Consider the following 22,451-nt stretch of genomic DNA (forward strand, 5'->3'; position numbering starts at 1 on the left):
CGACCACGATGACCGGCGTGTACTGCGGCGAGGCTGTTTCACCGGCCGACCGGGATTCGGGTGCGACGCCGCCGTTCGGATGGCCGGCCGGTGACCGGTCCATATCGACGCCGAACCCGCGCGCCCGGCCGCTACCGGCCGGCCTCTGGAACTCGGAACGTCACCGTCCGCGGCCAGGCGCACGAGCCCGGGACCGGTCCGGGGTCGATCAGGGAGATGCCCGATGGGCACCGTCGCCGCACTCCGGCACGCTGCTGATCATGAGTGATCACGCGGTCCTACTCCAGGGAGTGACCAGGACATACGGGAGCGGCGCCACCGAGGTGGCGGCGCTGCGGCAGGTCGACCACGGGTTCCCTCGTGGCGGCTTCACCGCCGTGATGGGACCGTCCGGGTCGGGGAAGAGCACCCTGCTGCAGTGCGCGTCCGGGCTGGACCGGCCGGACTCGGGCGCGGTCCGGGTCGCCGGACAGGACATCACCCGGCTGGCGGAGAACGAACTGGCGGTGCTGCGCCGTGACCGGATCGGTGTCATCTTCCAGTCCTTCAACCTGGTGCCGTCGCTGACCGCCTGGCAGAACGTGATACTGCCCAGCCGGCTGGCCAGGCGGCGGCCCGACCCGGCACACGTGCGCGGGTTGCTGGCGCGAGTGGGGCTGGCCGGGCGGGAGCGGCATCGGCCGGCGCAACTGTCGGGCGGCCAGCAGCAGCGGGTGGCGATCGCCCGCGCCCTGCTCGGCCGCCCGGAGGTGCTCTTCGCCGACGAGCCGACCGGCGCGCTGGACCGCGGCACCGGACGGCAAGTACTGGCACTTCTGCGGGAGGCGGTCGACGAGTTCGGCCAGACGGTGGTGATGGTCACCCATGATCCGGAGGCGGCGGTTCGGGCGGACCAGGTGCTCTTCCTGACCGACGGGCGTATCGTCGACATCCTGGACCGGCCGTCGACGGCGCAGATCGGCGCACGGCTGGACGGCCGCCGGTGATATCCACCCTCGCCTGGAACAACGTCCGGACCAACCGGCTCGGCCTGGCCGCCTCATTCGCGGCGGTCCTGCTGGCCGCGATGCTCGTGAGCGGCAGCGGCCTGCTGGTCGCCGGCGCGGACACCCGTGATGAGCTGAGCGACATCATGGGACTGCTGGTGCTGTCGGCCGCGGTTTCGGGCTTCGTGGCGGTCTTCGTCGTCGCTGGCACCCTGAGCATGCACGTGTTACGACAGCGCAGGACCTGGGCGCTGCTGCGGTCGGTCGGCATGACATCGCGGCAGGTGAGCCGGCTCATCACCGCGGAGGCGATGGTGGTGGCCGTGCTGGCGAGCGCGGCGGGCTGCGTACTGGCCGTGCCGTACGCCGCGCTGATGGCCGGCTTCCTGCGGACGACCGGGCTGGCGGCCGCAGACGTCCCGGTGGAGATGACGACCGGGCCGTTCATCCTGGCGCTGGTGACCGGACCGGGGGTGACGCTGCCCGCGGCCCGGGTGGCGGCACGCAAGGCGATCGGTGTCCGCCCGCTGGAGGTACTGCGGGAGAGCGCGGCGCAGCGGCGGCTGCTGCCATGGCCCCGGGCGGTCGTCGGGGCCATCGCACTGGCCGGGGGCATCGTGTTGCTGTGGCTGGTTCCCCAGGTCAAGCCGGTGGCCGCAGTACCGGCCGGGCTGGGGGCCACGATGGCGCTGTGCGTGGGCGCGTCGGCGCTCGGCCCCGTCGCGCTGCGCGTGATGGGCGGGGCGCTCGGAGCCCTGGTGGCCTGGATCGACCCGGGTGCCGGGATGCCGGTCCGGGCCTCGCTGGTCACCCAGCCGCGCCGGGCGATGTCGGCGGCCTCCCCGGTGATGCTGACCGTGGCGCTCGCGTGCACCTTTCTGTTCGCGGTGGCGACCGGCGACGCGGCAACGGGCATCACCCGTACCGGGCCGTCGGCGTGGGCGGCCCCGATGATGGTGGGATCGGCGGTGATCTACACCGTCATCTCGGTGCTCAACGCCACGGCCATGACGATGGCCGAACGGACCGAGGAGATCCGGCTGTTGCGCACCGTGGGAACCGGGCCAAGGCAACTCGTCAGAGCGGTGTGCTGGGAGACACTGATCGTGACCAGCGTCGGGGCACTGCTCGGCACCGGAATCGCCGCCGCGTCCCTCACCGCGCTCGGTAAGGCCGCGACCGGCGAGGCGTGGTTCGCCTACTCCCCGCTGCAGTACGCGACACTCGTGCTGGTGTGCGTCGCGAGCGGCCTGAGCGGAGCACTGGCCGCCACCTGGAAGGTACGGCACGGACCGCTGCTGCCCGGCGACTGATCCGTCCGCACCGGCCGGGCACCGTGTGGCCGCCCTCCGGCGGCGGAGCCGCCCCGATCGCTACTCGAGGTCGACGCGTCCTGCGATCGGCGCGACGCACACTATGGCCGGACGCCCGCTACTCCCACCATCACGACCGGTGGCCGGTCGAAGCGCCGCCGGTCGGCGACGCCGGCCGGCCGGGGTTCGGCGGGCGCACCAGGTAGACGTCGATCGGGTCCTGCGCCTCCACGGTGAACCCGAGCCGCTCGTAGAGCCGCCGGGCCGCGCTGTCCCGCAGGACGTTCAGCCGGACGAACTCGCCGGCGGCGTCGAGCCGGGCCAGCAGCGTCCGGAGAACGGCCGAGCCGATACCCCGGCCCTGGAGGTCCGGCGCGAGATAGAAGTGCTCCAGCCACGACCCGTCCACGGCCGGGCGCAGGGTGACCGAGCCGGCGAAGGCGTCGTCCACCACGATGACCGACGTGTACTCCGGCGAGAAGGAGTCCCGCAGCCGCTGCCGCACCCGGTGCTCGTCGAACCGCCCCAGCCGCTCCAGGTCCGGACGCATCACGACGGCCCGCAACTCCGCGATCTGCTCGACGTCCGCCGGCTCGGCGGGCCGGAGCACCCACTCCCCCGGACGGCGCGGCCCACTCCCCCGCCCCACCTCGCCCGTTCTCATCCGATCGTCCCGCCCCTCCAGCGCGCCATCATGTGATCTGGTGCTCTGGACTGACCGCGTCGCCGGAACCGCCAGGTCGTCTGCGGTCGCCCGCTGCGCGCCGGGGCCTGGTTCTCCGCCAGACGACAACGCTTCCCATGAAGGACAGAATGGCGGCGAGGCAGCCCAGTACGTGACCGACGTGCTCGAATCGCACCTTGGGATCCATCACGCCGCCCTGGGGGTCGTCGGGGTCGTAGATAAGGGTCTTGGTCTGGCCGTATGACGGCTCACCCGACCAGCGATGGAAACCGATCCGCGCCGTGATCTGTTCACCTTTGCGGGTCGTGAATCCGACCAGCACGGTGCCCTGGCCGCGAGATCCGTGATCCACTCCGTGAACGAGCGCGGTCACCTCGATGCCCTGGCCACGAAGTCTCCGCACATGGATGAAGTCGTCCACCGACATCACCAGGAACCCGGCACCGGCCAGTACCAGCACGACCGCGATGTTGCCCGGCAGGGTGAAGATCCAGTCCCAGAACCTCAGTGAGGACGCCCCTGACGGGTCGCCCGCCGTTCGCCGCGGTCGGTGATACATCGCCCGACGCGCTCGATTCCTTCGAGCCCGCCGTCGAGATGCTCTGCTCACCGCACCCGCTCCCAAGCCCGTCGATGCCCGTGTGATCAAATAACGCTCCGCCGGCCGACCAGGGTTCCGGTACACCGCCACCGTTCGGAGAGCCTAAATCAGGTGTCGCGGCGGGAGAGACCGTCTAACCTCCGGGCATGGAAATCCGTGAAGAGCGACCGGATGATGCGGACGCCGTACGCCACGCCCATCTGCGCGCGTTCGGCGATCACGGCGGAGTCGTGGCCGACCTGGTCGACACCCTGCGCCACGGCATCCGCTCCGGTGGGGGGCTTGCGCTCGTCGCCGAGGCCGCAGGACAGGTCGTCGGGCACGTCATGTTCACGCCCAGCCTGCTCGACGCCCCGCGGCGGCTGGTCGGCGTCCAGGTGCTCAGCCCGCTGGGGGTACTGCCCGAACACCAGCGGCAGGGCATCGGCTCGGCATTGGTCCGCGCCGGGCTCGCGAATCTCGCCGAAGGTGAGACACCCGTCGTCTTCCTGGAAGGCGATCCCGGCTACTACTCCCGCCTCGGATTCGTCCCGGGGGCCGAGCTGGGCTTCCGCAAGCCGTCCCTGCGCATCCCCGACGCCGCCTTCCAGGCGATCAGGCTTCCGGCCTACGAGCCGTGGATGACGGGGACGCTGGTCTACTCCGAGCCGTTCTGGCGTCACGACGCCGTCGGACTCCGCGACGCCAACGCCTGACGACCCGACGAGGGGTGTCAGCCCGTCTCCACTTGGTCCCGTGCCTGGCGAAACAACTCGGCCACGCTCGGCTTCATCGCATAACAGGTCGGCTTGCCCTCCCACCAATAGAAGGGGTACCTGCGACCCGATGCCTGCTGCGACCTGCTGAATCCACTAAGAGCACCCGCGATGGAGTGTGACCTGGAGAGAACGCCGCCGGTGATGCGGCGAATATCATCCACACTGAGCTGCTGACCGGGATGGTCGATGAGCAGGTCGAAAAAGATCTTTGCCTGGTTTTTGATCGACCGATAGAAGGCTTCCGCAACAGTGAGGTCGGACTCCAGGTTCCACTCTGGGTTGTCACGGTGACCTTCACCGCCCGTGTGCCGCTCCCACTGCGGGTGGTCGTCAGGCAGCACAGCCCCTACGAGCGCGGTGGATAAGCCCAATTGCCGGCTCCAGCTCATCACGAGTTGCTCTGCGCGGGTGCGCGACATCGTCAGCTCAGTGCCAGGCCCCAACGGCAGACGAACCGTCTCGGACATCGACTCCCTCCCAACACGAAGAGTTACCGAACGGTTGCACCCTTTTGGCGTGGGTGTCAAGCCATTGACCTGGCGACGTATTGCCCGATAGCAGAGCCCCAGGGTGCCGCCTGTTCTCCCGCGCACCCGGGGATGGCCCCTGCCAGTCGTACAGCTACTTTGACCTCGTCCGGCATATCCGCCAACAGATCGCCGAGCACGGGGACGCCGAAGCCTCGCGCTTGCTCGCCGAGGGGGACGCCGAGTTCACCATCCGCCGCACCCGCCTGCACTCGGCCGCCCGCAGGTCCTGACGTCACAGGGCTTGGCCCATCAGCAGGCGCTCCCAGAGCCGCGCCACCTCCGAGTGCGTCAGCCGGTCGGTCTGCATCGCCGGGCTCCCACGGCGGGTCCGCTCGAGGTATCCGTGGCCGCCGGCCGAGACCAGGTAGTACACGGTGGTCCGACACTCGCACGTCCAGCGGACCACCCGCCGCCGGCCTTCGGCCTTGGCAGCCGGCCGCCAGGTGATGGGCTCGTCGATGTCCTTGGGGTCGACCTCGGCGACGTGTAATCCGTGGGCGGCGCTGCCCTGGGTCGATGGCGGCATCACCGAGCACCTCCGGTGGAGTAGCCGCTCTGGCGGGCGATCTCGTCCTGCACGGCCAAGGCGAGGACCAGCCCGGGCACATCGCCGCGTTCGATGGCCGGGATCAGGCCGACAGCGCGCTGGGCGTGCGTCAGCGGGACTCGCCGCTCGGCCCGCCACCCGCACGGTACGCCGTTCGAATCCGTCAGCCGAGTGAACCGCCACGCGGGATAGATCTGCTCGAGCGCGTAAACCTGGCGGCGCACCAGCTCCTGTACGGCGTCGGGGACCGGCGGGCAGGAGGTGCTCGGCATGTATCCACCGACGGAGATCCGCGCCGCCGGTGACATGCCATAGGGGTCGCGCTGGCGGTCTACGGGGCCGGTCATGCCGTCCTCGCCTGCATCTCGGTCTCGCGCATCAGGTGCCACAGCTCCTGGACTGTGGTCGCGCCCAACTGGGCCGGGGTGGCAGGCCACAGCGCGAAGGCGTAGTAGCGGCGGGTGCCAACGCCGTAGAAGACCAGCCATCCAGGTTCGGCGCTGTCGAGTTGGGCGGCGGCGGTGCGCTGGTCGTCGTCCCAGCAGCGCCGCGGCGACGTCTCAGTAGGGGGTACACCGTCTCGGTGCCGGCCGGGCCTGCGGGGCTTCATGCGGCCGCCTCTCGCCGGCGCGAACTGAACCCTCCTCCTGGCGGTGCCGTGCCGGCCGGGCGGCCACGGCCGCCCGGGTATGCGACGGCCGGGCGCGCCGAGCGGGTCGGGCGAGCGGGGTGTGCCGGGCCGAGCACGGGCTGGTGCACGCGGGCCGGCCGGGTCGGCGCGGGGAAGCGGTTCAGGCCGAGGCGGCGGCGGGCGCGCATCCGGGCGTCGGCCTGGGCACGGGTCGGCGGTTCGTAGGCATGGTGAGGGCTGTGAGGGAGGCTGGCGGCGTCGTGGGCGTAGGGCGGGTGGCCGCACCAGCGGCATCCGAGCGGCATCGGCGGAGCGTCGGCATAGTGTCTCACGCGCCTCGCGGGCCGTCTGTGGACAGCATTAGGCTTCCCCATAGTGGTCAGGACCTCACTCCTGATCAAGGGGTCCGTACGGCGTGTCAGCGCCTGCGGGCCCCGCCTCGTGTCGGGGCACTCACGCTACGCCACTTCCCCATGCTTCACCATGGTTCACCACTGATGATCTATGGGTATCTGTGGTTACCGACATTCATCTACGGTCACGCTGTGGGGATCGAATGGGCCGTCAACCAACCGAAGTGGAAGCAAATCGCCGAGGTGATCAAGAAGCGGATCGCTGACGGCACCTACCCGCCGGACACGGCGATCCCCAGCGAGCACGAGTTGGTGCGGGAGTTCGACGTCGCCCGCGGGACCGCCAGGAAGGTACTCGTGCAGCTGACGGCCGATGGAGTGGCCTACACGGTCCGCGGCCTCGGCACGTTCGTCACGCCCCGCGAAACCTCAGAGTGATGGCTTGCGTCAGTTTGCGGTTTCTTGTCATGAGGCCGGGTCCGTCCTAAACTTCGCGTCGGCGGCTCCCACGCCGAACCTCCTTCAGCGGGCACCCACGCGGCCCGCCGTCCGCGGAGGCAAAGGGGACGAACGCGCCTCGGGAGCACTGGTGCACACCGGCATGCCGACCATCGTCGCGGCGAGCCGACCGGCAGGCGTGGGCTGGGTCGGCGACGGCCGCGAGCGGAGTCACCATGACCGGAAAGAAGCAACTCAAGGCCCGTATCAGGGCACGCATGGCCAAGACGGGCGAGAGCTACACCACCGCGCTGCGCCACGTCGCCGGCCGTCCCGAGCGGCGCGCCGACGGAAACTGGACCTTCCACGGCGGCCGCCACCCGAACAGCGCCGCCATCACCGGCGTGCTCGCCAACCAGGGTGTCGCGATCAGCGAGCCGCTGGTCTTCCTCGCCGGGGGCGGCCTCGGCGCCGGGTACATCCTGTGGGAGTTCAAGCGCCACGGCGCCGCCAACATGGTGATCGGCTTCCGTAACCAGTGGCAGTACCCCGACCGCTGGACGGCCAAGACCCTGGACCGCCTCGGTGTCGGCTTCGACGTCCACACCACGTCCGGGGCCAAGGGCGCCGCCGCCCGCCTCACCGCCGAGCTGGACGCCGGGCACCCGTGCCTGGTGCTGCCCGACCGGTACCACGTGGGGTACTGGCATCTGCCCGCGCACCTCGACGGGTACGGCGGGCACCCGGTGATCGCCTACCGCCGGGACGACACCGACGTCTACGTGGACGACCGCGGGCGGGCCCCGATCCGCGTCCCCCGGGAGCGCATGGACGCCGCCCGCGCCCGGGTGTCCTCGTACAAGAACATCACGCACGTCCTGCGGCCCGCCGAGATCGGCCCCGGACGTCTCACGGAGGCGGTGCTCGCGGGCCTGCGCGACTGCGCCGAGCACCTGAGCGCCCCCTCCGACTCCTTCTCACTGCCCGCGTGGCGCAAGTGGTCGCGCATGCTCACCGACCGGCGGGCCGCCAAGGGCTGGCCGAACGTCTTCGCCGACGGCCGCGGGCTGCCCGGGGCGCTGCTGTCGCTGTGGGAGGGCGTGGAACCGGTCGGCATGGACGGCGGCAACCTGCGTGACCTGTTCGCCGACGCCCTCGACGAGGCGGCGCCCCTGACCGGCCTGCCGCTCGCCCCCGTCGCCGAGGACTTCCGGCACGCCCACACCCTCTGGCACGAACTCGCCGAGACCGCGCTTCCTGCCGACGTGCCCGAGTTCGCCCGCATGCGGGAACTCACCGCCGCCCTGCGCGAGTCCATGGCCGACGCCGGCAGCGCGAGCCCCGCCGACGCCGCGGAACTGTGGGAGCTGCGCGCCGCCGTGGACCACAAGCCACCGATCGCCGACCCGGAGGCGCTGTTCGCGGCCCTCGCCCCCCGGCTCGCGGCCGTCTGGGAGGTGGAGACCGCGGCGGTCGCGCGACTGCGAAGCCTGGTCGCGAAGGAATGACCGGGAAATAGCATGTCGCGCACCGGTGATATCCGGCATCCTTTCATGGAAGGCGCCGGATGCGCTGGTGCGGCCGCCGCGGTCCAGGCGGCGGTGACCATCGCCTTGAGGGTCTGAACTCGCTCCTTACCTCCCCTGAAGCCTGTTAGCAAAACGGCCCCTTCCTTGATCGGAAGGGGCCTCTGAGGTGGAGCCGCCTAAGGGAATCGAACCCTTGACCTACGCATTACGAGTGCGTCGCTCTGGCCGACTGAGCTAAGGCGGCGTACCGCGAGCGGACTCACGGCGAGTGAAGTCTACAGGTTCCGGACGGTTCTCGCGCCGCGGCGACCGCCGTGCACGTCGAGCGGCCGACGGGCCGAGTTCGGGGCCCTGGGGCCGTGTCGGACGCGACCTCGCGGGCGGAGGTGCGAGGCCGGCCGATCGGATACTTCGCCAGGACGGGCCGGAGATCAGGCGGCCGGGTGGAGTTCTACGATCCTTTCGTGAGCGACGCGGATCTGACCAAGATGGAGATCCCGACGGCCCGGCTGGTGTTGCGGCGTCCGGCGGCGGAGGACATCGACGCGATCTTCACCGTGAACGGCGACCCGCGGGCCTGCGCGCACAATCCGTCCGACCTGCTGGGCGGCCGGGAGGACGCCGTGCGGCTGTTCCATCGGTGGGACCGGCACTGGCAGGAGCACGGGCTCGGGTACTGGACGGTCCGGCGGCACGACTCGGCCACGCCGCTGGGCTTCTGCGGGACCAAGTACATGGACCTGGACGGCATGCGGGTCCTGAATCTCTTCTACCGGTTCGATCCGGCGGCCTGGGGCCGGGGGTACGCGAGCGAGGCGGCCGGGGCGGTGGTCGGCTGGGTGCGCGACCGGCTGCCCGGGTTTCCGATCGTCGCCCGGGTGCGGCCCGGCAACGCGGCCTCGCAGCGGGTCGCCGTCCGGGCCGGGCTGGTCCGGTGCGAGCACCTCGACACGGCCGGCGAGGACGGGCTCGACTGGATCTACGCCGCGAACCTCCCGGAACAGACCGGCACCGTCAGGTGATCTTGGGGCACTTGGTGCCGTCGCGGGGGGCGATCAGGGAGATGAGGTAGCGGTCGACGGCCTCGTCGACGCAGGCGGAGCCGGTGCGGTAGGCGGTGTGGCCGTCGCCGTCGAAGCTGAGCAGCACGCCGGAGGAGAGCTGCGAGGCCAGGGCCTTGGCCCACTCGTAGGGCGTCGCGGGGTCGCGCAGGGTGCCGACGACGACGATGGGCGGGGCACCGCGGGCGGTGAGCGGCTTGTCGGGGCCCTTGGCCTTGACCGGCCAGTACTCGCAGGGCAGCGAGCCCCACATGACGTAGGCCCCGAAGCGGGGTGACTCCTGCTGCGCCTTCCGGGCCGCGTCCTCGTAGGCACTGGTCCGGTTCGGGTAGGGATGGTCCACGCAGTTGACGGCCATGTTGGCCTCGGTCTGGTTGGAGTAGCTTCCGTCCGGCCGGCGGTCGACCAGCACGTCGGCCAGCCGCAGCAGCGTCGTGCCGTCGCCCTTGAAGGCCTGGGCCAGGGCGGTGCGCAACACCGGCCAGGACCGCTTGTCGTACAGCGCGGTGACGATGCCGAGGGTCGTCCACGACTCGTCGATCTTCCGCTGGTCGCCGGTCTTGTTGCGCAGCGGCTGCCGGTCGGCGCTGCGCAACAGCTCGGAGATGCGGTCCAGCGCCGGACCGGTCTTCTTCTCGGGGAAGGGGCACGAGCTAGCGGTGAAGCAGTCGGCGAGGAACGCGCGCAGCGCGGTCTCGAAGCCACGCGCCTGGGCGGCGTTCACGTACGGAACCGGCGCGAGGGAGGGGTCGATCGCACCGTCGAGCACCAGGGCCCGGATCTTCTTGGGGAACAGCTCGGCGTACACCGCGCCCAGGTAGGTGCCGTAGGACTTGCCGAGATAGGTGAGGCCCTGGTCGCCGAGGACGGCGCGGATGACGTCCAGGTCGCGGGCGGCGTCGGCGGTGCCGACGTGCGGCAGCAGCTTGCCGGCCTTGGCCTGGCAGGCGGCGGCGAAATGCTCGGCGCCGCGGGCCAGCAGCTTCACCTCGGCCGGGTCGTCGGGCGTGCCGTCCAGGCCGATGAACTCGTCCAGCTCCGGGCCGGTGAGGCAGCGGACCGGGGTGGACTGGCCGACGCCGCGCGGGTCGAAGCCGATGGTGTCGAACCTGGACAGCACGCCGGGGCTCAGCACCGAGGTGGCGGCGCGGGCGTATTCGATGCCGGAGCCGCCGGGGCCGCCGGGATTGAGCACGATCGACCCGATCCGCTGCTTGCCGGTGGCCGGGAGCTTGATCAGGGCGATCTGGATTCGCTCGCCGCCCGGGTCGCCGTAGTCCAGCGGCACCTCGATCTTGGCGCACTGGAAGCCGTCCTTGCAGGGGGCCCAGCGGACCTTCTGCGTGTAGAAGGGGGCGAGTGCGGGCGAGGGGGCGGCGGTGGCGGGCTCGCCGGTCGGAGTGGTGGCGGCGGGCGGGTCGGACGGGGAGGCGCCGTCGGCGGGAAGCCGCGTCTCGCCCTTCGCCGAGCACCCGGTCATCACCAGCGTGGCCGCGACCAGTGCGGCGGCCGCACGGCTCATCCGGGAATAGCGCCTCATTGCGCCGCCCACCTGTCCCCCATGTCCGGTGCGCGCGGACAGGATCGGCCGCACGGCCCTTACGTTGTACCCCACCGGCCCGTTCTTTCACGGCCCGACAGGCCGGGTACCGCCATATCCGGCCTGGTGCCGGTCCGGTGCCCGATGCCCCGCCATCGCACCGAGCGCCAAAATTTATCGGCCCAGGAGGCTGAAAGTTTCAGGCTCCACCGAGCACGGACACGGACGGTCCGGGGATGAAGACCGGCTCGACCAGGAACCTCGCCGAGGGCGCGGTCCGACCGGGCGACCGGCGCCTTGACCGTCCCGCGTGGATGGGATTGGCTCCGCGACAAGTAACGCCCACGTCGCCACCTCCACCGGACGAAGTGCGCCAGCATGCGATGGGAGCGGTCGTGACGATCCATGATCGCTCACATCCCGGGCAACGCGCCCGAGGGGCCACGTTCCCGGCCGGCGCCGGCCGGCCCCGCAACGGCGTCGTACCGGTGCTTCGCCGGTGAACCGCCTCGCGAACGACGTGTCCATGTGAGCGCTCACCTAAGGGAGTAACGTGAAATTCGCCGTCCCGCCATCGGTCGTCGCCGGCTCCAGACGCCGGTCCGGCTGGCTCGTCGCCCTGCTGTGCCTGCTGGCCTTGCTCCCGGCGACGTCGGCCCGCGCCGACAATCCGATCGTGCAGACCATCTACACCGCCGACCCCGCTCCGCTGGTGCACAACGGTCGCGTCTACCTCTACACCGGCCACGACGAGGACGGCTCGACGTACTTCACCATGAAGGAATGGCGGGTCTACTCGTCGGCCGACATGGTCAACTGGACCGACCACGGCTCGCCACTGAGCGTCGCCAGCTTCAGCTGGGCCAGCGCCGACGCGTGGGCCGGGCAGGCCGTCTACCGCAACGGCAAGTTCTACTGGTACGTCCCGGTGAAGAACCGGTCGACCGGCCGGATGGCCATCGGGGTGGCGGTCTCCGACAGCCCCACCGGGCCGTTCCGGGACGCCATCGGGCGGCCGCTGGTGGAGAACGGCGAGATCGACCCCACGGTCTTCATCGATGACGACGGCCAGGCCTACCTGTACTGGGGCAACCCCAATCTCTGGTACGTCCGGCTCAACAGCGACATGACCTCCTACTCGGGCAGCCCCACCAAGATCTCGCTCACCACGGCCGGCTTCGGCACCCGCACCGGGAACGCCCAGCGCCCCACCCTGTTCGAAGAGGCCCCCTGGGTCTACAAGCGCAACGGCCTCTACTACAACGTCTACGCGGCGCAGTGCTGCTCGGAGTTCATCGCCTACTCGACCGCGCCCGGCCCGCTCGGGCCGTGGACCTACCGCGGCACCGTCATGCCCACCCAGGGCAGCAGCTTCACCAACCACCCGGGGGTCATCGACTTCAACGGGAATTCCTACTTCTTCTACCACAACGGCGCGCTCCCCGGCGGCGGCGGCTACGCCCGGTCGGTGGCGGTGGAGAAGTTCAGCTACCGCTCCGACGGCACCATCCCGACCATGAGCATGACCACCACCGGCGCGCCCCAGGTCGGCACCCTGGACCCCTACGTCCGCCAGGAGGCGGAGACGATCGCCTGGGAGTCCGGCGTGGAGACCGAAGCCGCCGGCGAGGGCGGCATGAACGTCGGGCACATCGAGAACGGCGACTACATCAAGGTCAAGGGCGTCGCCTTCGGCTCCGGCGCGCGCACGCTCAACGCGCGGGTGGCCTCGGCGACCAGCGGCGGCCGGATCGAAGCCCGGCTGGACGGCGCCAATGGAACGCTGGTGGGCACCTGCAACGTGGCGGGCACCGGTGGCTGGCAGACCTGGACCACCGTCTCCTGTCCGATCAGCGGCGCCACCGGCACCCACGACCTGTACTTCAGGTTCACCGGCGGCAGCGGCTCCCTGTTCAACTTCAACTGGTGGCAGTTCACCGGCAGCGGCGACCCGACCCCCACGCCGACTCCCACCCCGACCCCCACTCCCACGCCCACACCGACCCCCACGCCCACCCCGACTCCGACTCCGGGTGGCGGCGCCTGCAGCGCGACCTATAACACCACCGGTTCGTGGTCCGGCGGCTTCCAGGGCGAGGTCACGGTGAAGGCCGGCAGCGCCGCGATCAACGGCTGGACGGTCCGGTGGAACCTGAGCGGCGGCCAGTCCATCACCCAGGTCTGGGGCGGGACGCTGAGCACCAGCGGCTCGGCCGTGTCGGTGGCCAACGCCTCCTACAACGGCTCGCTCCAGCCGGCCGCCTCGACGACGTTCGGCTTCATCGGCAGTGGATCGCCGTCCACTCCCACCCTCACCTGCAGCGCCTCGTGAGGACCGCGACAGGGCAGGCCGGACACCGGTGAGCCACGGGGCCGGATCGCACATCGGCGGTCCGGCCTCAGGCCCGCCTCAGGAGAAGGGGCCGCCCTGGTCCGGCGGATCGCCGTCGGCGGCCGGCCGCGCGTCGCCGTACCTGGCGTCGTGCTGGCGGCGCGGGGAGCACACGCTGGCCCGCGAGCAGGAGCAGCGGCGCCCGCCGTCATTCAGCCGGACCACCACCGAGTCGGACGGCACGCTGTGCCCGACCACCGTGCCCGCCCCCTCCGGAGTGCTCACCGCGGCGCCCACCCGGGGGGCTGACGCGCGGAACTCCTGGTAGAGCGGGTGCTCGTACTTCAGGCAGCACATCAGCCGCCCGCAGGCGCCGGCGATGCGCAGCGGGTTGACCGGCAGGTCCTGGTCCTTGGCCATCCGCACGGACACCGGCTCGAAATCCTTCAGGAAGGTCGCGCAGCACAGGTCGCGGCCACACGGCCCGATGCCGCCCTGCAGCCGGGCCTCGTCGCGCGGGCCGATCTGGCGCAGCTCCACCCGGGCGCGCAGGTTGCGGGCCAGGTCGCGGACCAGCGCCCGGAAGTCGACCCGGTGCGGTGCCGAGAAGTAGACGGTGTAGACGTTGTCGGCGTCCAGGTGGTCGATGCCGACGATCTTCATGGGCAGCTCGTGCCGCTTGATCAGCCGCTTGGCGACGCTGCGGGCCTCGGCCCGACGGCGGCGGTTGGCCTCGTCCCGCCCGAGGTGCTCCTCGCCGGCCAGGCCGGCGCAGACCGGCAGGCCGTCCACCTCCTCGCTGACCCACTGCGGCGCCCAGACACACTCGGCGACCTCCGGGCCGGCGTCGGTGGGGACGAGCACCTTGTCACCGACCTTGGGGCGGTGTTCACCGGGATCGAGGTAGTAGAGCCTGCCGTAACGGGTGAAGCTCACGGCCATCATCATCCCCATGGGACGCCTCCGCCTCCTCGCCGGTACCGGCACCGCGACGCGCTTCCCGCCACATTACGCTCATACCGGTTGTGTGCGAGAAACGCCCAGTACGCGGGTCAGCCTCCGGTCCGGGCCGGCAGGTCGGTTTCATCGACAACGTTGGACACTCCCGGCAGAACCCGGGCGGCGTCCAGGATCGCCCGCCGGTCGGCACCTACGGCGATCTTCAGCCGGAGCGACTCCGGCAGATCCGTTATCTTGATCGTCCTAGCGAAGGCATTGTCGTCGCCGTAAGCCTCTAGGAATCTGCCGTAGGCGGTCTCCTGGCTCTCGAAGCGCAGCTCCCGCACGCCGGGAAGCTTCCTCAGCGTTCGCTCGATGTGCTTCTTCTCCGCGGCGGTGATCGCGGCACGCCCCTGGCAGGCCTCGAAGGCGTCATTCCGCTTGCACAGGAAGACAATGATCGCGGTCCGTTTCGACGTCCCCGCCCAGATGGTTCCGGGCGCGGCGGACGGCGCCGCAGCGGCGGGTTCCACCGGTGTCCGGACCGCGGTCAACCGGTCGTATCCCACCACTCCGGTCAGCGCGATCAGCGTGACGGCCGCCGCCGCCAGCATGGGCGTCCGGGACGGCCGGCGGCGGCGTGGGGCGGTCAGCGGCCGCACGGTGTGGACGTCCATGGTGCCGGCCGCCGCGCGCAGGGCGTCGCGCAGCCGGTCCTCGGTGACGCGCTCGTCGTTCATCGGTCGCCTCCCAGCTTCCGGGCGAGGGCGGTGAGCCCACGGGTGATGGTCGATCGGGCGGTGCTGCCGCCGACGCCCATCGCGTCGGCGATCTCCGGGTCGGTCAGGCCGAAGTAGTAGCGCAGCACCAGGGCCTCGCGCTGGCGCGCCGGCAGGCCGTCCAGCGCGAGCAGCACCTCGCGCCGTTCCTCGCCGAGGATGGCCGCGCTCTCGGCGGACCAGACCGGCGGTTCGTAGGGCACCGGGCGGCGCAGCGAGACGGCGCGGCGGCGCAGCGTCGACCGGCAGCCGTTGAGCACGCAGGACCGGACGTAGGCGAGGGCGCGGTCCGGCTCGCGGATGCGCAGCCGCCGGGCGTGCGTGCGTTCGAAGGCCTCCTGGACCACGTCCTCGGCGCCGGCCCGGTCGCCGAGCAGCAGGAACGCCAGCCGGACCAGGCCGAGGTGGTGGTCGGCGAACAGCGCGGCGAGGTCGACGGGGTCCCGGGACGGCGCCGGCGTGGCCGGCGGCTCGGTGTCGAGTTCGGTGTTCACGTCACAGAGACGCGGCCGGGCGCCGGATGCTGCTCCGGATATGTCAGGAAATGCCGGGTCGCCACAGCGCGATCGTCATCGCCTCGACGGCGATCTGCGGGTTGACGTTGGCGGCCAGCCGCTCCCGGCACTCCATGATCACGTCGATCCGCCGCAGGGTGTCCTCCGGGGTGCCGGACCGGGCCAGCGCCTCCAGATCGGCCCGATGGTCGCCGGTGGACAGCTCGACCGCGGCGCCGAACTGCACGGCCAGCACGTCCCGATAGAACGCCACCAGGTCGAGCAACGCCGCGTCCAGCGAGTCGCGCCGCACGCGGGTGGCCCGGGACTTCTGCCGGTCCTCCAGCTCCTTCATCGCGCCGGCGCCGCCGCGAACCAGCCCCTTGTTCAGCCCCTTGCCGGTGGAGCCCTCGCCGTAGACCTTGCGCAGCTCGGCGGTCTCGACCTCGTTCAGCCGGGCGGTGGCCTCCTCGGCGTCCTCGGCGGAGGTCTTGACCAGGCGCTCGGCCGCCTCGACGCACGCGCCGACGCCGGTCAGGCCGCGGGGCAGCGCCAGCACGGCCGCGCGCCGGCGGCGGGCCTCCTCGTCCAGGGCCAGCCGGCGGGCCCTGGACGCGTCGCCCTGGGTGGCCCGGGCGGCGGACTCGGCGACGTCCGGCGGGACGTTCTCCCGGGTGACCAGCATGTGGGCGACGGCCGCCGTCGAGGGGGTGGCCAGGGTGACGACCCGGCACCGGGACCGGATGGTCACCATCATGTCGTCCGGCGCCGGCGAGCACAGCAGCCACACCGTGCGCGGCGGCGGCTCCTCGATCGCCTTGAGCAGGGCGTTGGCGGCGGCCTCGGTGGCCCGGTCGGCGTCCTCGAAGAGGATCACCCGCCACCGGCCGAGGGTCGGCGCCCCGGCGGCGCGCAGCACCAGCTCGCGGGTCTGCTTGACGCTGTAGGACAGCCCCTGCGGGCGGACGGTCTCCACGTCCGGATGTGACCCGACGGCCACCTGGTGGCACTGGTCGCAGTGGCCGCACCCCTGGTCGGGGCAGAGCAGCGCGGCGGCGAACGCCCGCGCGGCCTCGGTGCGCCCGGACCCGGGCGGGCCGGTGAACAGCCAGGCGTGCGTCATGCCCGCGCCGCGCCCGCCGGCCAAGGCCTCGGCGCCGGCCGCCGCGGCCTGCCGCAGCACGACCGCGGCGCGCTCCTGGCCGACCAGGTCGTCGAAGACTGTCACCCGGCCAGGTTAGTCGCGGATGGCGGGCATGGTGCCGGTGATGGCCTCGGTCTCCTGCGGGACCGGGTCGGGGAGGATCTCCCGGATCCGGTCCTGGATGGCCCGGGAGATCTCCTGCTGCCCGGCCAGGCCGTCCACCACCAGGTAACGCTCGGGCTCGGCGGCGGCCAGCGCCCGGAACTCCCGGCGCACCCGCTCGTGGAACTCCAGCGGCTCGGACTCGATGCGGTCGGCCGGCGAGGCGAGCCGGGCCAGCCCGGTCGCCGGCGGCACGTCGATCAGCACGGTGAGGTCGGGGACGAGCGCGCCGGTGGCCCAGGCGTTCACGGTGGCGACGTCGCGGGAGTCGATCTCGCGACCCGCGCCCTGGTAGGCCAGCGAGGAGTCGATGTACCGGTCGCAGACCACGACCGCGCCCCGCTCCAGCGCGGGCCGGATGACCTTCTCCACGTGCTCGGCGCGGTCGGCCGCGTACAGCAGCGCCTCGGCGCGGGCGGACAGCCCCTGGTGCACCGCGTCCAGCAGGATGGCGCGCAGCCGCATGCCGACCTTGGTGGCGCCCGGCTCCCGGGTCTGCACGACGTCGAAGCCCTGGTCGCGCAGCCAGATCGCGACCAGCCGGGACTGGGTGGTCTTGCCGGACCCCTCGCCGCCCTCGAAGGCGATGAACATGCCATGCGCGTGCTCGGTGGCCTCCGGGACGTACCGCTCGCCGCGCAGCGCCGCCAGCACGTCGGAGCGCAGCGGCACCTCGCGCCGGTCGTCCATGTGGCGCAGCGCGAGCACCCCGACCACCACGGCGACCAGGGCGCCGGCCAGCATGACCACGCTCGGGCCGTCGAACGCGTACTGCAGGCCGCCGCCGAGCGACAGCGAGTGCCGCCCGAACAGGCCGGCCAGCGCGGGCGCGGCGGCGACGACGAGCAGCAGGGTGACACGCGCCATGGCCTGCAGGAAGGAGAAGGTGCGGCCGCGGATCGCGTCCTCGACCTCCAGCCCGATGAGGGTGTACCCGATGATCCAGGCGGTGCCGGCGCAGGCGCCCAGCACGACCACCAGCATGACGACGATGGCCAGGTTCTGGATCAGCGCGCTGGCGGCCAGCACCACGCCGGCCGCGACGATCGCCAGGCCGAACAGCCGCCGCCGGGAGAGCTGGCGCAGCAGGCGCGGGCCGAGCACGATGCCGCCGGCCATGCCGGCGAACACGGCGGCGAAGACGGTGCCGTACGCGGCGTCGCCGCCGCCGAGCGTGACCACGTACAGCTTGGCGACGCCGATGACCGCGCCGCCGGCCGCGAACGCGCCGAGCATGCCGATGACCAGGCCGCGGACCACCCGCCGGCCGCCGATGTAGCGCCAGCCGTCCACCACCTGCCGCAGCACCGACGGGACGGCGACCGTGCCGGCGTGGCCGCGGGGGAAGCCGCGCATGGTGAAGATCAGGAAGGCGGACACCAGGTAGGCGACGGCGTTGACGACCAGGGCCAGCCGGGCGGGCTCCCAGGTGAGGCCGGAGGCGGTCCGGCCGAGGAAGTCGACCACCACCGACAGCAGGGCGAACAGCCCGGCGGCGACCGGCGCGGTGCCGTAGGTGACCAGCAGGCCGAGCTGGTTGGCCTCCTCCAGCCGCTCCCTGGGCACCAGGTTGGGGACGGTGGCGTCCTTCGCGGGCACCCAGAAGAGGTTGACGCACTCGACGAGCAGCGTGGCGATGATGATCCACTGGTAGCTCCCGACCAGCGGGATGGACAGCACCAGCGCCCAGCGCAGCAGGTCGGCGGTGAACATGGTGAGCCGCCGGTCGAACCGGTCGGCGAACACCCCGGCCAGCGGGGCCAGCAGGATGGCCGGCAGCAGCTTGGCCACGAAGACACCGCCGATCGCCAGGCTCTGCGCCTGGTACCCCGATTGGCGGGTCAGGAAGGCGGCGAAGGCGGTGACGGCGATGATGTTCAGCCAGTCGCCCAGGCTGCAGACGCCCATCGCCGTCCACAGCCGGCGGAACTGGGGATTGGCCAGCACGTGGGCGGATTTGCGACGCGAGGCCGGCCGGCCGGAGGTCGTCATGATGTCAGCGTATCCAGGGGCTCGCTCTGGCAGGGAGGGGTGGATGCCGGCGGCCGAACGCCCGCCTGCTCCGCCGCCGAGCGTATTACCCGGCGGTGCCCGCCGCAGGCAACATGCGCGGATGGTTACGCACGGGTAGCCGGGACGTCCCCCTCCGGCCACCCCTGCGTGCCCGCCGCCTCTTGCCAACGCTAAGGTTAACCTGTCCTAATTTAGGTAAGGCTAAGCAACCGTCCCCAGGGAGTCCCACGTGTTCGCCAGCTATCTGATCGGCCTGCGCGAGGGCCTGGAGGCGACGCTCGTCGTCTCCATCCTCGTCGCCTTCCTGGTCAAGAGCGAGCGCCGCGACCGGCTGCCGCTCGTCTGGGGCGGTGTCGCCGCCGCCGTGGCGATCTCCGTCGGGTTCGGCGCGCTGCTCACCTTCACCGCGGCCAACCTGGACTCCCGGCAGCAAGAGCTGTTCGACGGCCTCACCTCGCTGGCCGCCACGGTCTTCGTCACCTTCATGATCTTCTGGATGCGCGGCGCGGCCCGCCGGCTCTCCGGCGACCTGCGCGCCAAGCTCGGCGAGGCGGTCGGCCTCGGCGCCGGCGCCGTCGTGCTCGTCGCCTTCCTCGCCGTCGTCCGCGAGGGCCTGGAGACGGCCCTGCTGTTCTTCGCCGCCGCCCAGGGCGCCACCGCCAGCGCCGCCCCGCTCACCGGCATCCTGCTCGGCCTGGCCACCGCGGTAGCGCTCGGCTGGGTGCTGTACGCCGGCGCGCTGCGCGTCAACCTCACCAGGTTCTTCACCTGGACCGGCCTGCTGCTGATCCTCGTCGCGGCGGGCATCTTCAAGTACGGGGTGCACGACATGATCGAGGCCGGCGTGGTCGACGTGCTGGCCGGTCCCGCGTTCGACCTCACCGGCGCCCTGCCGCCGGACGCCTGGTACACCAGCCTGCTGGGCGGCATGTTCAACTTCACCCCGCAGCCGACGGTCCTGGAGATGATCGCCTGGGTGGCGTACCTGGTGCCGGTGCTGGTGCTGTTCCTTCTGCCCTCGCGCAAGGGCCCGGGCGCCACGCGCACGCCGTCCGCCGCCGCCGCGCCGGCCTCCTGACCGCCGTCCTTCCGATCGTGAACTGGAGAATCATGCGTACCTCCCTGGCCCTCACCGCCGGCGCGCTGGCGCTCGCCGGGCTGGCCGCCTGCTCCGCGGAGCCCGGCGGCGGGGACACCTCCGCGCGGTCCGGCGGGGACGGGAAGATCACCGTCGCGGCGACGGACACCGAGTGCAAGGTGTCGGCGGCCTCGCTGCCCGCCGGCGCGTCGACGTTCGAGGTCACCAACGGCGGCACCAAGGTCACCGAGTTCTACGTCTACGCGGCCGGCGACCGGGTCATGGGCGAGGTGGAGAACATCGTCCCCGGCCTCACCCGGGAGGTCATGATCGAGCTGCCCGCCGGGACGTACGAGGCCGCGTGCAAGCCCGGCATGGTGGGCAAGGGCGTGCGCAACCCGCTGACCGTCACCGGCGACAGCCCGGCGCTCTCCCGGGACGCCAAGCTCGCGCAGGCGGCCGCGGACTACCAGCGGTACGTGAAGAGCCAGACCGACGCGCTGCTGGAGAAGACCCAGGAGTTCGTCGACGCGGTCAAGGCCGGCGACATCGAGAAGTCCAAGCGGCTGTACCCGGTCGCGCGCACGTACTGGGAGCGCATCGAGCCGGTCGCGGAGACCTTCGGCGACCTGGACCCGGCCATCGACGCCCGGGAGGACTCCCTGGAGCCGGGCGCCGAGTGGACCGGCTTCCACAAGATCGAGAAGGACCTGTGGGTCGCCAAGGACATCAGCAAGGACGGCCCGCTGGCCGACCGGCTGATGGCCGACGTCAAGAAGATCGTCGAGAAGGCGAACGCGGAGAAGCTCCAGCCGCTCAAGATGGCCAACGGCGCCAAGGAACTGCTGGACGAGGTCGCCACCGGCAAGATCACCGGCGAGGAGGACCGCTACTCCCACACCGACCTGTGGGACTTCGCCGCCAACCTCCAGGGGTCCAAGGCCGCCATCTCCGCGCTGCGGCCCGCGCTCACCGAGCGGGCCCCCGACCTGGTCAAGACGCTGGACCAGAAGTTCGCCGCCGCCGAGGCCGCGCTGGAGGCCCACCGGGACGGCGAGGGCTGGAAGCTGCACACCGAGCTGTCCAAGGACGACCTGAAGAAGCTGTCCGACACGATCAACGCGCTGGCCGAGCCGATCAGCAAGGTCGCCGCGGTGGTGGCCAGGTGACCGCCACGTCCGTGATCCGCCGCGCCGAGGAGGGGAAATGACGCAGATCAACCGCCGCCGGCTCTTCGGGCTCGGCGCGGCCGGCGTGGCCGCCGTCGGCGCGGGCGCGCTGGCCACCCAGACGCTGACCGAGGGCACGGCTCCCGCCGCCGCGGACGCCACCGCCGCCCCCGTCCCGTTCTACGGCGAGCACCAGGCCGGCATCGTCACCCCCGCCCAGGACCGCCTGCACTTCGTCAGCTTCGACGTGGTGACCAAGGAGCGCGCCGAGCTGATCGACATGCTCCAGGAGTGGACCGCGGCCGCGGCGCGGATGACCCAGGGCAAGGACGCCGGCACGTTCGGCGCCCTCGGCGGATCGCCGGAGGCCCCGCCGGACGACACCGGCGAGGCGCTCGGCCTGCCCGCCTCCGGCCTGACCCTCACCATCGGTTTCGGCCCGTCCCTGTTCGACGACCGGTTCGGCCTGAAGTCACGCCGGCCGGCCGCGCTCGCCGACCTGCCCAAGTTCCCCGGCGACGACCTGCGGCCGGAGATCTCCGGCGGCGACATCTGCGTCCAGGCCTGCGCGCACGACCCGCAGGTGGCCGTGCACGCGATCCGCAACCTGGCCCGGATCGGCTTCGGCAAGGTCTCGGTGCGCTGGTCCCAGCTCGGCTTCGGCCGCACCTCCTCGACCTCCCGGGCCCAGGCCACCCCGCGAAACCTGATGGGCTTCAAGGACGGCACCAACAACCTCAAGCTCGAGGACGCCGCCATGCTGCGCGACCAGCTGTGGGTGGCGCCGTCCGACGGTGCCGCCTGGATGGCCGGTGGCAGCTACCTGGTCACCCGCAAGATCCGGATGAACATCGAGACCTGGGACCGCGCCCCGCTGTCGGAACAGGAACAGATCTTCGGCCGCAACAAGGGCGAGGGCGCGCCGCTCGGCGGCCACAAGGAGTTCGACGAGCCGGACTTCGCCGCCCGGGGCGCCGGCGGCACCCCGGTCATCGCCGACGACGCGCACGTGCGGCTGGCCCACCCCAGCACGCACGGCGGCGCCCGGCTGCTGCGCCGCGGCTACAACTACGTGGACGGATCCGACGGCCTCGGCCGGCTGGACGCCGGCCTGTTCTTCATCGCCTACCAGCGCGACCCGCGCAAGCAGTTCGTCCCCATCCAGCGGATGCTCGCCCGGTCGGACTCGCTGAACGAGTACATCAAGCACATCTCCAGCGGGCTGTTCGCCTGCCCGCCCGGGCTGCGGGACGCCGGCGACTACTGGGGCCGCACCCTGTTCACCTGACACCCGCCGGACGGCGGCCCGCCCGGCCGCCGGAACAGCGTCAGGTCACCCGCCGGGCCCCCGGTGCTCGCCGGACGGCGG

Annotated in this window: 22 protein-coding genes and 1 tRNA gene; 10 read left to right on the forward strand and 13 right to left on the reverse strand. The window is 71.8% G+C overall.

The annotated features are described in order from the left end of the window. Positions 1–260 precede the first annotated feature (260 nt). Together Sru01_RS32425 and Sru01_RS32430 are read left to right on the forward strand one after the other, a co-directional pair. Positions 261–986 (forward strand): ABC transporter ATP-binding protein, encoded by a 726-nt coding sequence (locus Sru01_RS32425; protein WP_203993871.1) that lies wholly within the window; start codon positions 261–263, stop codon positions 984–986. Continuing rightward, positions 983–2,299: an FtsX-like permease family protein gene (locus tag Sru01_RS32430; RefSeq protein ID WP_203993873.1), complete on the forward strand. Its 1,317-nt coding sequence runs from the start codon at positions 983–985 to the stop codon at positions 2,297–2,299. The genes Sru01_RS32425 and Sru01_RS32430 overlap by 4 nt, the downstream gene beginning before the upstream one ends. Positions 2,300–2,429: 130 nt before the next feature. Here Sru01_RS32430 and Sru01_RS32435 read toward each other — a convergent pair whose 3' ends face one another. Together Sru01_RS32435 and Sru01_RS32440 are read right to left on the reverse strand one after the other, a co-directional pair. Next, on the reverse strand, positions 2,430–2,963 hold the full coding sequence (locus tag Sru01_RS32435) for a GNAT family N-acetyltransferase (protein WP_203993875.1): 534 nt from the start codon (positions 2,961–2,963) through the stop codon (positions 2,430–2,432). A 28-nt stretch (positions 2,964–2,991) separates the two neighbouring features. Continuing rightward, complete coding sequence (locus Sru01_RS32440) at positions 2,992–3,444, reverse strand: DUF3592 domain-containing protein (protein WP_203993877.1); 453 nt, start codon at positions 3,442–3,444, stop codon at positions 2,992–2,994. Between the two features lie 287 nt (positions 3,445–3,731). Between Sru01_RS32440 and Sru01_RS32445 the strand changes: the two genes are divergently transcribed. Further along, entirely contained in the window at positions 3,732–4,280 is a 549-nt protein-coding gene (locus Sru01_RS32445; protein WP_203993880.1) for a GNAT family N-acetyltransferase, read from the forward strand. A gap of 17 nt (positions 4,281–4,297) precedes the next feature. On the opposite strand, the gene Sru01_RS32450 is transcribed toward Sru01_RS32445, so the two are convergent. The 4 genes from Sru01_RS32450 to Sru01_RS32465 form a co-directional block, all read right to left on the reverse strand. After that, positions 4,298–4,810, reverse strand: coding sequence for a DUF6416 domain-containing protein (locus Sru01_RS32450; protein ID WP_203993883.1), 513 nt, complete (start codon positions 4,808–4,810; stop codon positions 4,298–4,300). Positions 4,811–5,105: 295 nt separating this feature from the next. Further along, entirely contained in the window at positions 5,106–5,399 is a 294-nt protein-coding gene (locus tag Sru01_RS32455) for a hypothetical protein (RefSeq protein ID WP_203993886.1), read from the reverse strand. Beyond that, on the reverse strand, positions 5,399–5,767 hold the full coding sequence (locus tag Sru01_RS32460) for a hypothetical protein (RefSeq protein ID WP_203993889.1): 369 nt from the start codon (positions 5,765–5,767) through the stop codon (positions 5,399–5,401). The genes Sru01_RS32455 and Sru01_RS32460 overlap by 1 nt, the downstream gene beginning before the upstream one ends. Then, positions 5,764–6,030, reverse strand: coding sequence for a hypothetical protein (locus Sru01_RS32465; RefSeq protein ID WP_203993892.1), 267 nt, complete (start codon positions 6,028–6,030; stop codon positions 5,764–5,766). Before Sru01_RS32465 ends, Sru01_RS32460 begins: the two co-directional genes overlap by 4 nt. A gap of 566 nt (positions 6,031–6,596) precedes the next feature. Here Sru01_RS32465 and Sru01_RS32470 point away from each other — a divergent pair. After that, the gene (locus Sru01_RS32470) at positions 6,597–6,842 is read left to right on the forward strand and encodes a GntR family transcriptional regulator (RefSeq protein ID WP_239137935.1); all 246 of its coding nucleotides are present in this window, start codon (positions 6,597–6,599) and stop codon (positions 6,840–6,842) included. Positions 6,843–7,078: 236 nt separating this feature from the next. Then, positions 7,079–8,350, forward strand: coding sequence for a BtrH N-terminal domain-containing protein (locus Sru01_RS32475; RefSeq protein ID WP_203993897.1), 1,272 nt, complete (start codon positions 7,079–7,081; stop codon positions 8,348–8,350). 188 nt (positions 8,351–8,538) lie between these two features. On the opposite strand, the gene Sru01_RS32480 is transcribed toward Sru01_RS32475, so the two are convergent. Continuing rightward, positions 8,539–8,615: transfer RNA gene (locus tag Sru01_RS32480), tRNA-Thr, on the reverse strand. Between the two features lie 220 nt (positions 8,616–8,835). Between Sru01_RS32480 and Sru01_RS32485 the strand changes: the two genes are divergently transcribed. Then, complete coding sequence (locus Sru01_RS32485) at positions 8,836–9,393, forward strand: GNAT family N-acetyltransferase (RefSeq protein ID WP_203993900.1); 558 nt, start codon at positions 8,836–8,838, stop codon at positions 9,391–9,393. On the opposite strand, the gene Sru01_RS32490 is transcribed toward Sru01_RS32485, so the two are convergent. Beyond that, positions 9,386–10,954 carry an alpha/beta hydrolase gene (locus tag Sru01_RS32490; protein WP_203993903.1) on the reverse strand — a complete coding sequence of 523 codons (1,569 nt, stop codon included), beginning with the start codon at positions 10,952–10,954 and terminating at the stop codon, positions 9,386–9,388. The genes Sru01_RS32485 and Sru01_RS32490 overlap by 8 nt on opposite strands. Positions 10,955–11,525: 571 nt before the next feature. Between Sru01_RS32490 and Sru01_RS32495 the strand changes: the two genes are divergently transcribed. Then, positions 11,526–13,304, forward strand: coding sequence for a family 43 glycosylhydrolase (locus Sru01_RS32495; protein ID WP_239137936.1), 1,779 nt, complete (start codon positions 11,526–11,528; stop codon positions 13,302–13,304). A gap of 78 nt (positions 13,305–13,382) precedes the next feature. On the opposite strand, the gene Sru01_RS32500 is transcribed toward Sru01_RS32495, so the two are convergent. From Sru01_RS32500 to tmk, 5 genes are all read right to left on the reverse strand, one after another. Next, complete coding sequence (locus Sru01_RS32500) at positions 13,383–14,252, reverse strand: PSP1 domain-containing protein (RefSeq protein ID WP_203993927.1); 870 nt, start codon at positions 14,250–14,252, stop codon at positions 13,383–13,385. Between the two features lie 104 nt (positions 14,253–14,356). Next, positions 14,357–14,983, reverse strand: a complete 627-nt coding sequence (locus Sru01_RS32505) for a permease-like cell division protein FtsX (RefSeq protein WP_203993906.1) — start codon at positions 14,981–14,983, stop codon at positions 14,357–14,359. Continuing rightward, positions 14,980–15,516, reverse strand: coding sequence for a SigE family RNA polymerase sigma factor (locus Sru01_RS32510; RefSeq protein ID WP_239137937.1), 537 nt, complete (start codon positions 15,514–15,516; stop codon positions 14,980–14,982). The genes Sru01_RS32505 and Sru01_RS32510 overlap by 4 nt, the downstream gene beginning before the upstream one ends. A gap of 43 nt (positions 15,517–15,559) precedes the next feature. Then, entirely contained in the window at positions 15,560–16,744 is a 1,185-nt protein-coding gene (locus Sru01_RS32515) for a DNA polymerase III subunit delta' (RefSeq protein ID WP_203993909.1), read from the reverse strand. Positions 16,745–16,753: 9 nt separating this feature from the next. Beyond that, complete coding sequence (gene tmk / locus Sru01_RS32520) at positions 16,754–18,814, reverse strand: dTMP kinase (RefSeq protein WP_203993912.1); 2,061 nt, start codon at positions 18,812–18,814, stop codon at positions 16,754–16,756. 250 nt (positions 18,815–19,064) lie between these two features. On the opposite strand from tmk, the gene efeU reads away from it, so the two are divergent. From efeU to efeB, 3 genes are read left to right on the forward strand one after another with little or no spacing between them, the layout of a single operon-like run. Beyond that, positions 19,065–19,913 carry an iron uptake transporter permease EfeU gene (gene efeU / locus Sru01_RS32525; RefSeq protein ID WP_203993915.1) on the forward strand — a complete coding sequence of 283 codons (849 nt, stop codon included), beginning with the start codon at positions 19,065–19,067 and terminating at the stop codon, positions 19,911–19,913. A 32-nt stretch (positions 19,914–19,945) separates the two neighbouring features. Further along, positions 19,946–21,082: an iron uptake system protein EfeO gene (efeO, locus tag Sru01_RS32530; RefSeq protein WP_203993918.1), complete on the forward strand. Its 1,137-nt coding sequence runs from the start codon at positions 19,946–19,948 to the stop codon at positions 21,080–21,082. Positions 21,083–21,119: 37 nt separating this feature from the next. Further along, on the forward strand, positions 21,120–22,370 hold the full coding sequence (efeB, locus tag Sru01_RS32535) for an iron uptake transporter deferrochelatase/peroxidase subunit (protein WP_203993921.1): 1,251 nt from the start codon (positions 21,120–21,122) through the stop codon (positions 22,368–22,370). Positions 22,371–22,451: the final 81 nt, after the last annotated feature.

It is taken from the genome of Sphaerisporangium rufum, assembly GCF_016863395.1.
GTDB classification, from domain to species: Bacteria; Actinomycetota; Actinomycetes; order Streptosporangiales; family Streptosporangiaceae; genus Sphaerisporangium; species Sphaerisporangium rufum.

Coding starts and splice junctions, on each gene's coding strand:
- efeB (WP_203993921.1), top strand. CDS start 21,120: ATGACGCAGATCAACCGCCGCCGGCTCTTCGGGCTCGGCGCGGCCGGC.
- Sru01_RS32465 (WP_203993892.1), bottom strand. CDS start 6,030: ATGAAGCCCCGCAGGCCCGGCCGGCACCGAGACGGTGTACCCCCTACT.
- Sru01_RS32455 (WP_203993886.1), bottom strand. CDS start 5,399: ATGCCGCCATCGACCCAGGGCAGCGCCGCCCACGGATTACACGTCGCC.
- Sru01_RS32445 (WP_203993880.1), top strand. CDS start 3,732: ATGGAAATCCGTGAAGAGCGACCGGATGATGCGGACGCCGTACGCCAC.
- Sru01_RS32490 (WP_203993903.1), bottom strand. CDS start 10,954: ATGAGCCGTGCGGCCGCCGCACTGGTCGCGGCCACGCTGGTGATGACC.
- Sru01_RS32505 (WP_203993906.1), bottom strand. CDS start 14,983: ATGAACGACGAGCGCGTCACCGAGGACCGGCTGCGCGACGCCCTGCGC.
- tmk (WP_203993912.1), bottom strand. CDS start 18,814: ATGACGACCTCCGGCCGGCCGGCCTCGCGTCGCAAATCCGCCCACGTG.
- Sru01_RS32435 (WP_203993875.1), bottom strand. CDS start 2,963: ATGAGAACGGGCGAGGTGGGGCGGGGGAGTGGGCCGCGCCGTCCGGGG.
- Sru01_RS32425 (WP_203993871.1), top strand. CDS start 261: ATGAGTGATCACGCGGTCCTACTCCAGGGAGTGACCAGGACATACGGG.
- efeO (WP_203993918.1), top strand. CDS start 19,946: ATGCGTACCTCCCTGGCCCTCACCGCCGGCGCGCTGGCGCTCGCCGGG.
- Sru01_RS32450 (WP_203993883.1), bottom strand. CDS start 4,810: ATGTCCGAGACGGTTCGTCTGCCGTTGGGGCCTGGCACTGAGCTGACG.
- Sru01_RS32460 (WP_203993889.1), bottom strand. CDS start 5,767: ATGACCGGCCCCGTAGACCGCCAGCGCGACCCCTATGGCATGTCACCG.
- Sru01_RS32475 (WP_203993897.1), top strand. CDS start 7,079: ATGACCGGAAAGAAGCAACTCAAGGCCCGTATCAGGGCACGCATGGCC.
- Sru01_RS32500 (WP_203993927.1), bottom strand. CDS start 14,252: ATGATGATGGCCGTGAGCTTCACCCGTTACGGCAGGCTCTACTACCTC.